Origin of the sequence: Streptomyces cahuitamycinicus (assembly GCF_002891435.1) — a bacterium.
Lineage (GTDB): Bacteria > Actinomycetota > Actinomycetes > Streptomycetales > Streptomycetaceae > Streptomyces > Streptomyces cahuitamycinicus.
In genome coordinates, this window is the sequence record NZ_POUC01000298.1 from 1 (window position 1) to 10,167 (window position 10,167).

General features: G+C 69.1%; 11 protein-coding genes and 1 pseudogene. 7 read left to right on the top strand and 5 right to left on the bottom strand.

The window, feature by feature from the left end:
* Positions 1–319: 319 nt before the first annotated feature.
* From C1J00_RS30240 to C1J00_RS30260, 5 genes and pseudogenes are all read right to left on the bottom strand, one after another.
* Positions 320–682, bottom strand: a pseudogene (locus C1J00_RS30240) (single-stranded DNA-binding protein); the annotation flags it as partial.
* A gap of 52 nt (positions 683–734) precedes the next feature.
* Complete coding sequence (locus C1J00_RS30245) at positions 735–1,784, bottom strand: peptidoglycan-binding protein (RefSeq protein WP_102912176.1); 1,050 nt, start codon at positions 1,782–1,784, stop codon at positions 735–737.
* A gap of 55 nt (positions 1,785–1,839) precedes the next feature.
* Entirely contained in the window at positions 1,840–2,328 is a 489-nt protein-coding gene (locus C1J00_RS44795; RefSeq protein ID WP_146046282.1) for a hypothetical protein, read from the bottom strand.
* 16 nt (positions 2,329–2,344) lie between these two features.
* Positions 2,345–2,983, bottom strand: coding sequence for a hypothetical protein (locus C1J00_RS30255; RefSeq protein ID WP_102912178.1), 639 nt, complete (start codon positions 2,981–2,983; stop codon positions 2,345–2,347).
* Between the two features lie 20 nt (positions 2,984–3,003).
* Positions 3,004–3,639, bottom strand: a complete 636-nt coding sequence (locus C1J00_RS30260; protein WP_102912185.1) for a ParB N-terminal domain-containing protein — start codon at positions 3,637–3,639, stop codon at positions 3,004–3,006.
* Positions 3,640–4,070: 431 nt separating this feature from the next.
* On the opposite strand from C1J00_RS30260, the gene C1J00_RS30265 reads away from it, so the two are divergent.
* From C1J00_RS30265 to C1J00_RS30295, 7 genes are all read left to right on the top strand, one after another.
* Positions 4,071–4,676 (top strand): hypothetical protein, encoded by a 606-nt coding sequence (locus tag C1J00_RS30265; RefSeq protein WP_102912179.1) that lies wholly within the window; start codon positions 4,071–4,073, stop codon positions 4,674–4,676.
* Between the two features lie 51 nt (positions 4,677–4,727).
* Positions 4,728–5,021 carry an Rrf2 family transcriptional regulator gene (locus C1J00_RS30270; protein ID WP_102912180.1) on the top strand — a complete coding sequence of 98 codons (294 nt, stop codon included), beginning with the start codon at positions 4,728–4,730 and terminating at the stop codon, positions 5,019–5,021.
* A complete protein-coding gene (locus C1J00_RS30275; protein ID WP_102912181.1) occupies positions 5,018–6,091 on the top strand; it encodes a hypothetical protein in 1,074 nt (357 codons plus the stop codon). Before C1J00_RS30270 ends, C1J00_RS30275 begins: the two co-directional genes overlap by 4 nt.
* A gap of 14 nt (positions 6,092–6,105) precedes the next feature.
* Positions 6,106–6,927 (top strand): ATP-binding protein, encoded by an 822-nt coding sequence (locus tag C1J00_RS30280; RefSeq protein WP_102912182.1) that lies wholly within the window; start codon positions 6,106–6,108, stop codon positions 6,925–6,927.
* 147 nt (positions 6,928–7,074) lie between these two features.
* On the top strand, positions 7,075–8,292 hold the full coding sequence (locus C1J00_RS45985) for a DUF2637 domain-containing protein (protein ID WP_245936567.1): 1,218 nt from the start codon (positions 7,075–7,077) through the stop codon (positions 8,290–8,292).
* Positions 8,293–8,354: 62 nt separating this feature from the next.
* On the top strand, positions 8,355–8,780 hold the full coding sequence (locus C1J00_RS30290; RefSeq protein WP_102912183.1) for a hypothetical protein: 426 nt from the start codon (positions 8,355–8,357) through the stop codon (positions 8,778–8,780).
* A gap of 115 nt (positions 8,781–8,895) precedes the next feature.
* Positions 8,896–10,167 (top strand): DEAD/DEAH box helicase family protein (locus C1J00_RS30295; RefSeq protein WP_102912184.1); only part of this gene is annotated, 1,272 nt, incomplete at its 3' end.

Sequence of the window (10,167 nt, forward strand, 5' to 3'; positions counted from 1 at the left end):
CCCAGCGCACCGCCCGAGCAGCCGGTCGAGGAGATCCCCGCCCCGGTCGAGAATCCAGCAGAGGGAGCACGGCCCCCTGGGCACGAGGAAACCCAGGCCCCGTCGGCGGACGATGTGGACCAGGCCGACGGTGACGACCTGCTCATCCTGGGCTCCGCCTGGACAGTCGCCTGAGCAACGAGGAGGGCCCCGGACTGAGGTCCGGGGCTCTGCTGCGTGCGGAAGGTCAGAACGGTGGTTCGCCCGGCGCCGGGCCCGCCCAAGGATCGTCGGCAGCCGGGCGGCCGTGAGCCGCGGCCGCCGGGCGCTGCGCATTGCTGCTGGTCTTGGTGACCTTCGCGGTGGCGTTGCGCAGGCTCGCGCCGACCTCCTCGACGTCCAGCTCGTACACCGTGCGCTTGACGCCCTCACGGTCCTCGTAGGACCGCTGCTTGAGGCGCCCCTGCACGATCACGCGCATGCCCCGCTGGAGGGACTCGGTGACGTTCTCGGCCGCCTGCCGCCACACGGCGCAGGTCAGGAACAGGCTCTCGCCGTCCTTCCACTCGTTGGTCTGCCGGTCGAAGGTGCGGGGAGTCGAGGCGACGCGGAACTTAGCGACCGCGGCGCCGGAGGGGGTGAAGCGGAGTTCGGGGTCGTCGACCAGGTTGCCGATAACGGTGATGACGGTCTCGCCTGCCACGGGCGGGCCTTTCAGGATGGGGCCGGCCCGCGGTGTGCGGGCCGGCCGGGGGTCAGGAGAACAGGAGCTGCCACGTCTTCGGGCCGGGGATGCCGTCGGCGTCGCCCGCGAGGTCCCTGTGCGCGAGCTGGAAGTCGCGGAGGTTCTTGCGGTCCGCGTCGGACCACTTCGGGCCGGGCCCGCTCGTGTAGTGCTTGCCGTAGCCCTTCCGCACGAGCTGTTGCCCGAGCAGGGTGATGCTGGTGTTGCTCTTGCCGGGGCCGAACTTGTCGCGGCCGGGGAACGGCGGCTTCGGCTTCGCGGTGACCTTGCTCGGGAGGGTGCCCAGCAGCTTCTTGAGGGAGGCCTCGCCGGGGACGCCGTCGGCGGCCTTGCCGGTGTGGCCCAGGGACTTCTGGAAGGCGGCGTAGTTCTCGGTGTCGGCGTCCGTCCATACCGGGCCGGGGCCGCTGGTGTAGTGCTTGCCGAACCCGGCCTTGACCAGGGCCTCGCCAACCCTGGTGACGTGCTTGCCCTTGGCGCCGTAGCCGTAGACCAGGCCGTTGATGGTGACCTGGTAGCGGGCCGCGGCGCTGGATCCGCCCGGGAGGGAGCCGCCCGGGTTCGGGGCCGGCTTGTAGTCGCCGGAGGGCATGCCCGCCTGCACCCACGCGTACAGGTGCTTGCCAGGGCACGCGGTCGCGAACCCGTCCCGGTGCCCCTTCTGGGCCAGGCGCCGGCCGGTCCTCCTGCACGCCTCCTCGTACAGGGCGCGGCCAGTGGCGAGCGCCGCGGCGCTGGGCTTCTGGTCGCCGCCGATGGCGAACTGGACGCTGAGGCCACTGACGTTGTGGCCGGGGCAGTGGGCGCCCTGCAAGCGCCACCCGCGGCCCTCGTAGAGGGTGCCCGCCTGGTCGATGACGAAGTTGTAGCCCACGCCGGACCAACCCTGGCCGATGTGTACGGCCTCGATGGCGCGCATGATCGCGTAGCCGGTGCGGGTGATCTCGTGGCCGCCGTCGTAGTGGACGAAGAACTCGGTGCGCGCCGACAGGGGGACGGACGCCGGTGTGCCGTTCCAGGGCCGGGCGCCCCAGGTGGCCCGGGAAATGATCTCGATCATGAGTGGTGCCCTCCGCTTGGTCGTCAGGGGAGGGCACCGTGCAGGGCGAGACCGGCTAACGTCGCGTCGAGAAAATGTCCTGGTTGCAGCCGTGAGGATGCCCCTTGATGAGCAAGCAGGTCTCATCGACGACGGTCTTTCGGCACCCCTGCTCGATGCGCAGTTCTCTGTGGCCGTCTTCGCCCCACAGCAGCCACCACAGAACGATCTTTCCGGGTTCGATGTACTGCATCTGTGCGCAGGCCGCGTGCCGCACTTCCGGCTCGTGCACCTCGAAGTCGCAGCCCAGGGGTTCGGTGTTGGCGTCAAAGTCTGCGCCGGGCAGGGTATTCAGGTAGCGGGCCTCGTCGATCGTCAGCACTGCTTCTGCGGGGCAACTCGTCATTCGTCCATGCAGGGACGTCTTCCGCTGGATCATCGCGTTCTCCAATACCAAGTTCGGCGGCACCTTCACCCTTCGGGCGCGGCAGGCAGCAGATCCGGCAATGAATCTTGGAAGCGTCAGTGTGATCTGAGTCACCGCCACGGTGTGCGTCTTGCGCACCGCCCCCGCGGCGCGGTCAGTCGACGACCTCGGCGTCGATGACGCTGCCGTCCTCCAGCTCCGGCGGATACTCGACCGCGAACAGGCTCTTGTCGAGGCGGTCGGCGAGCGCCGACAGGTCGACGGGCTGGTCGTCGTCGCCGGCCGGTCCGCCGAGGCCGGTGATCTCGACGGCCACCACGGCGTCCTTGCCGTACTGCTCGCGGTGCTGCCGCTCCAAGTACCAGGCGTCGGCGCGCCAGTCCGGCGACGTGCGGTCCTCGACGGTTTCCGTGACGATCTCGCCGGTGACGCTGTCGCGGAACTGGCGGGTGGTGACCTTGGTGACGATTCCGCCGTCCGCGACCCTGCGGATGTTGGCCATGGCGCGCGCGGCCGCGGTGGCGCGTGCGGTGCGGACTTTCACGAACAGGGCGGCGTACTCCTCCGCCTCCGGGTCGGGTTCCTCGCCAGCCTCGCGGGCCTCGACCTCGGCGCGGCCCTCGGCCATCCACCGAAGGAAGCTGGTACGGGAGATCCCCGCCATTTCCGCGGCCAACTCGACGGCGACGCCTGTGCGTGAGGCCGCGACGAGGCGCGCCTCGACCTCTTCGGAGAGGAGGCGTGGGCGGCCGCCGCGGTTGTTCTGCCGGCGGGCCTTGCGTCGGGTGGACATGGGCGGACCTCAGCGGCGGTTCAGCGGCCGGTGTTGAACAGGTGGCCGCAAGCGGGGCAGGTCGTGTGGGCGGCGCGGCCATCGTCGTCAGGGCTGAGGCCGTCCCCTCGGTCGCCGTCGTCGGGCAGGTGGAGGGTGGGCGGCTCGTCCTCGCGGAGGCCGCCGGGCAGGGTCTCGGGGTCGACCTGGCTGAACAGCTTGTCCATCTCGTCGGCCGGGATGGCGAGGCTGTCGAACAGCTCCGCCGCGTTCGTCGCCAGGTCCTCGAGGACCGTGGCGAACTCGCGGGGGTCCCAGCCGCCTTCGCCGGGGAGCCGGTTGAGCTTGATGGCCAGGGCCTCGGCTTCGGCGTCGGACTTGGACGACCAGCCGCGCAGGACGGGGACGAGCCATCCGCCGTCCTCGTCGAGGACGACGCCGCCGGGGAGGGCCATCCCGCGGTTCTGCATCTCGATCAGGGCCTCGCGGCGGCCGTGGCCGTGGAGGACGAATTGGGTGCGCTCGTCGGCGACGGGGACCTCGACCAGGCCGTGCATGCGTATCGCGTCGATGAGGAGTTCCAGCTCGTGCCGCTTGGGGTTCCGCGGCGCCGGCGTGAGGTCGGTGAGCGGCACGTAGGCGATGTAGCGCGGTGGCCTGGCGATCGTCTCGGTCACGGCTGGTGCGGTCCTCTCCCATGCGTCGGTGTCGACGACGGGCGAGGACTGCGAGCCCGCGGACTTCAACCGCGGCGCCCCGCCTCGCAAGCGGGACATGCCGTCATGGCCGGTCCTCGCCCGTCGCCGGGCCGGTGCTGCCCTTGTTCCGGTTGGGGCAGCACCGGGGCTCCACCGGCTTCCGGTGACGTCGCCGGAAGTGGTGGAACCGCGAGGGACCGTAGGGAGACGCGCGTCTAACGTCGCCTTCTACACACGGCAGTCTCATTGCTGTACTATCCGAAGCGGCTGGGAGAGCACCCAGCTACCTGGGTCTAGGTGTAACAAAAATCGGCGGTTGTCGTACATCCATACGACGCCCCGTGACACCCCGCCCCGGGATAGTCCCGAACCCCTGGGCTTTGGCGTCCGGGGAAAGGAAGGAACACCGCATGGCGAACGACGCCGTCGAGGACCCGCAGGCCGAGCAGCCGGCCGAACTGCCTCTCTCCGACGTCGGGCTGATCGGCGCCCTCGCCCGCCTGCTTGACGAGCAGATGGTGAAGAAGGTCATCAAGCCGCGGATCGACGCGCCGAAGGTCCCCCTCCTCAAGGCGTACAAGGGCGGGCAGTCCGAACTGGTCGTCCAGATCGCAGGCGACATCATCGGCCGGTACAAGGTGAATCTGGCTCAGCCGAAGATCGTCATCGACGAGGACAACGAAGAGGCCCTCAACAAGTACGCCGACAAGCACGGCGGCACGAAGGTCGTCATCCAGCGTGACGAGACCTGGGAAAAGGCTCTGCTGCAGTTCGCCGAGTACGACGAGGACACGGGTCTGATCATCGACACCCGCACCGGCGAAGTGGTCCCGGGCCTCAAGTACGAGCAGGGCGGGCAGCCCACCGGCAGCCTGACGTGGACGTGGGAGAAGAGGGACGTCGGCAAGAAGCGGCTGACGCGCCACTACCAGGAGGGGTCTTTGAACTACCTCCTGACGGAGGCGCCGGAGCTGATGGCCGGTCCCCGGCCTACCGCCGAGGACGCCCAGCACTGACCGCCTCCGGCCCGGCCCCCTGCGGTCGGGCCCAGCTCCCCAAGGACACCGATGGCTACGCCCACTGACGTGATGACCCCCGCGCTCGCCAGCAGCATTTCTGACCGCGCGTTCCGAGTTCTCCACGTCCTCGCCCTGCACATGGACAGCGGATGGGTTCCCATCCCGCCCATCGCCGAATTGCTCGGGATGACGTCGCACCAGATCCGTCTGCCGCTCGCCGAGTTGCGCGCGGCCGGAATGGTGGAGCACGACCGGCGCTACGAGATCGGTGACACCGGCCGCAAGACGTGGCACACGTACGTCCGCCTCGTCGACGACACCGCCACCGAGGACGCCGCATGACCCGCCTGAGCCGCCGCGACGGAACCCGAGTCAACCAACGGGTCTACACGGTCCCAATCGAGTCCGACACGGCCAATGACGAGGAGATCAGCTACCGCGCCCTCGGCCTGCTGGTCCACATGCTCAACAAGCCCGCGGACTGGCAGATGCGTTCCGAGCAACTGTCCAAAGGCAAGAAGCGCGAGGGCCGCGACGCCGTGCGGAAGGTGCTTCACGAACTGGCAGCGGGCGGGTACTACCGGCTCGAACGCCGGCGGTTCCGAGACGGCAAGCACGCGATGGGCACCGCGATCAGCTTCTACGCCGTCGAGCAGTGGAAGAAGGATTACGTCACCTTCGACGGAGAACTCGCCGTTCCAGTCGTCGAACAGGAAGACGGCTCCTTCCAAGTGCTGTACCCCGACGGCTCGACGGGCAGTGACGGCTTCGGCCAGGGCCGCGATGAGCCGCCCGCCGACGACGAGCCCGAGCCGCCCGCCGACGACGAGCAGGAACCGTCTGCTCCGCCCGCCGAGTCGACCACACCCCGCAGGAAGACACCGCCCGCCGCGAAGAAGGCAGCAGCCCCGAAGCAGCCGCCGGCGCCCGCCAAGAACGCCAGGGAGCCGGAGAAGGGCGCGGAGGAGAAGCAGACCGCGGCCGCCCAGAAGGCCGCGGAGAAGGCCCTCCTCGACGCGGACGCCGAGGAGGTCGCCAAGTGGTGGTGGGCCGACGCAGAGAAGCGGTTCGGCCCGTACGTCGGGGACAAGCGCGGGTACATCGCCATGCGCAACCAGGTCCGCAGTGCCCTGGAGAAGGGCTACACCAAGAACCAGTGCGGCAAGGCCCTCATTCAGGCGCAGAAGCACTGGCCCAGCGCGCAGCAGTGGCAGCAGGCCCTCGGCATCGTGACCAACCACATCCAGCCCCGGAACACCGGCGGCCGCGTTCCGTACAGCGACGCTTCAACCTGGGGCGGCCAGGGTGAGGCCCCGTCGAACATGCCCGGCGCCACCAACGCCCCGCCGCCCGGCAACTCTGCTGATGACGACGCTGACGACGCCACCTTCGGCATCGTCGAACGACCGTAAGGAGCGTGACCCTGATGTCTCTCACCACGGACGCCCCGGTGGTCCCCGCTCCCGCCCGCGGGATGAACCCCCTTGGCGCGCTCAGCGAGCACCTCATGGCCGTGCTGGAACGTGGCGGCGCGGACATGTCCAAGCTCGGCGTACCCGCGCAGCCGGAGCCGGACGACGGTCTGTGGGAGGACGTGAGCGTTCCGCAGGCCCGTGCACGTCGGAACATGTGGCGCAACAGCATCAACGATGCTGCTCACAACGATTACCTGCACTTTCGGCTTGACGACCTGGACCCGAACCAGAAGCCGAACACGCTGCGGAACTGGCTCATGTCCCTGGTCGAGGCGCAGAAGCGAGGGGCGCGGCCGGAGATCCTGAACATGCTCATGCCGGGCAACATCGGCAGCGGGAAGACCGCCGCGGCGATCGCCTTCGGGAACGAGGCCGCAGAACTGGGGTTGTGGGCCCTGTTCGTGAAGCACTCGACCTACTTGACGTGGCGTCGCCCGGACTCCGCGCCGCACAGCATGAAGGCGTGGGAGGTCCGTAAGAGGTTCGTTGAGTGTGACGTCCTGGTCCTCGACGAGTTGTGCGGCGAGATGGATATGACCGCCACTGAGTTCGCTCGCAGGGAGACGATCGACCTGATCGACGCGCGGATCGCGGCTGGCCGGCCGACGGCGTACACCACGAACTTGCGCAGCCGCCGCACGCCGGAGCATCCCGGCCTCGGGGTGGTGGACATCCTCGGGGAGCGGCTTCTGTCCCGTCTCGAGGCCTCCGCCCACCTGGTCAGGATCCAGGGGCCGGACCGGCGGAAGCCCGCCAGGCCCCTCGACTGGTGACCGCCCCGAATCAACACATCTGCACGCGAAACTGACAGTGCGTGAGCCAGTTCAGAGCGTTCGCGCGGAAGACGCTATATCGTTTGGTCGACCCGGAAGGCCATGAGCATAAGCCGACCGGGGCGACCCGAACGAAGGAGTGGTGTCTTGTCGAAGCCGTGGTTCTCCCGTGCCCGCAGGGGCAGCAAACCGAAGCCGCCAAAGCCGCTCAACGAGTCCGGAGTACCGCCGCTCACCGGTGGGGAGCGCTTCGGCGCCACCCTCACCGCTCTCGGTGGAGCGGGTGTCGGCACCCTCGGCTTCTACGCGTCCTTCGACGCCGTATCGACCAAGGCCGCGGAGTGGGGCTTCGATGAGCCGTGGGTCCTGCCCACCGCCATCGACTCGGCCGTCCCGGTGTTCACCGTGGCGTACCTCCTCCTCATCCGTCTGGACATGCCGCTCTGGTGGGCACGGCTCGTCCCCTGGGCCCTGAGCCTGATCACCTGCGCGCTGAACGTCGCGGCCGGCAACTCCCTGTGGTCCAAGGTGGCGCACGGCGCCATGTCCCTGCTGTGGGTCGCCGTCTCCGAGATCGCCGCGCACATCTACGCCGTCCGGATCGGCGCTGCGACCGGCCGTCGCCGCAGCCTGGACAAGATCCGCTGGAAGCGCTGGCTGTACTCGCCTCTGCCCACGTTCCTGCTGCACCGCCGCATGGTCTTGTGGGAGCTGACCTCGTACGACCAGGCGCTCAAGCTGGAGCAGGAGCGTCTGATCTACCAGGCCAAGCTCCGCGGCAAGTTCGGCCGATCCTGGCGCCGGAAGGCCCCGATCGAGTCACTGCTGCCGCTGCGCCTGGTACGCAACGGAGTCCCGCTCGCCGAGACGGCCCCCGCGGGACTGGTTGCGGCCGGCCTCGACCCCGCGAGCCTGTTGCCTGCACCCCCCGCGGCCCCACCTGCTCTGGCAGCGGTACCCGCTCCGAAGGTCCCGGCTCCGGCCCCTGTCCCGGCTGCGCAGGCCCAGCCCCGCAGGGTGACCGCCACCGTCCCCACTTCCGCGCCTGCTCCGGCCGCAGCACCCGCGCCTGCTCCGGCGCCTGCGGTGACGCCGGCGCCTGCGGCAACGCCCGCGGCCACGCCGGCTCAGCTCAGCGAGAAGGAGGTGTACGAGATGGTGAAGGAGGCAATCAAGGCCCGCGACGTGAACCGCTTCAACTCCGGTGACCTGACCGGCGCCGCCATAGGGAGGGCGATGGGCCAGACCGCCCAGAACGGTCGCAAGGTCCGCCGCCGGCTGCTCTCCCAGTACGCCGCTGAGACCGGAGTGATGTTGCCCGAGGAGTTCACAGTTGAGGACGTGCTGACCGCAACTCAGCCGTAGGGCATCCTGCCCCCACCCGTACCGACGCGGCGGGCCCCCTTCCAAGGGTGCCCGCCGCCTGCATGATCGGACCCACCATGACACCGGAGATCCTGGCCCGGATCACCGCCGCCCGTGCCGCACGCGACCTTTCCGACCTCGCCCGTCAGGCGGTCGGCACGACAGCCGAGACCATCAGCCCCGCCGAACGCATCAAGAGAGCGCGCCGCATGCGGCAGATGGTCAACGCGTACCTCGACACGGTCGTCGTGGCCGAGGCCCTGGCCGGCGCGGACTGGTCCGAGATCACCGAGGCACTGGGGCGCCGTGAGCCGGACACGGTCGAAGGGGAGTACGCCGACGCAGTCGCCGAGTGGAGCGACGCCGCCGAGGCCGAGGCCGATGCGGCGGCCGACGTTGAGGAACTGGATGCGTGGTACGCCCGGCACCGCGAGGATCACGACCCTGACCTCGAGAAACCTGTCGCTGATCTGCTGAACAGGCATTGAGTCGGGCCTTCGTGCGGGTAGAATAGTGCAGCAATGAGACCGGCGAGAGCTTAGGGCTGCCGCTGCCTCATTCTCCGCGGGAGAGCACTCGCGGGCCCCGAACGAAGGAACACCGATGCCTGGTATCACCACGCCCCTGCGCGAACGCAGATCCCGCAAGCCGACGGGTCTGCCGAATCCGCCCATGATCGTGCTGTGCGGACCGGAGAAGTGCGGCAAGAGCCACGAGGCCGCCCGCGGTACCGGCTCCGACCTGATCGGCATAGCGTTCTGGATCGAGATCGGCGGGTCCGAGGGAACAGCCGACTACTACGGCCGAGTCCCTGGCGCCAACTACGAGATCGTTCCGCATGACGGCAGTTACCAGGACATCCTCGACGCCATCCGTTGGGCAGTGGCGCAGCCGCAACGCGTCCCGGGCAAGCCGAACATGATCGTCCTCGATAACGGCTCCAACCTCTGGGACATGATCAGCGACGAGCAGGCCCTGTTCGCCCGGCGACGAGCCGTGAACAAGGCACAGGACACCCGTCGCCGCGCCCCCAGCCTGGACGATCCGGTAGTGGTCGACCCTGACCTGTGGAATCGGGCCAAGGACCGGTGGGGCGAGGTCCTTTGGATGCTCCGCCGCCACGCCGGGCCCGTCGTGATGATCGCCCGCCAAGAGATCGTCACGGCCTTCGAGAACGACAAGCCCACCCGCAACACCACCCGGAAGATCAAGGCGGAGAAGAACCTCCCGTCCGCCGTCGACGCGATCGTGGAGATGCACGGCATCGGTGAGGCGTACCTGACGGGGGTGCGGACCCTGCACTGGGACGTGAAGCCCGGCGACACCGTCCGGTTCGACGATTTCAGCATCGACGCCCTTCTGCGCCGTATGGGGTTCGAGGAAGCGGCCACACATCGGCAGGTCACCGAATCGCGCCCGGAGGCCTACCTCGACGAGCAGCCCGCCCGGCCGCCCCAGGCCCAGCAGCAGCGCCGGCAGGAAGCGCCCCCCAATCAGGGGGGAAGGCAGCAACCGGCCCTGACCGGGAAAGAGGCCGTTGGGATGGTCCACAAGGCCCTCACGGACAAGAACAATCCGCTGGAGTGCCTGCGTGCCATCCGCGAGGAGTGGGGCTTTCGCACGCTGCGGGAGATTCCCACCAAGACGAAGATGTGGGGGGAGCTGAACGCGGACGACCTGATCACCAAGTCTCTGAACTACGTCGAGGAGCAGGTGAAAGAGCGCGAGCGGGAAGCCGCCGGGGGGAAGCCCGCCGGGCCCAGCACACCGCCCACGGCCACGGGCGAGCAGGACCAGGCGCGCGAGCACCGCGAGGAGGGGCAGCCGTCGCCCCCCGAGCAGCCGCAGCCCGAGCAGACCCCGCCGGATGAGCAC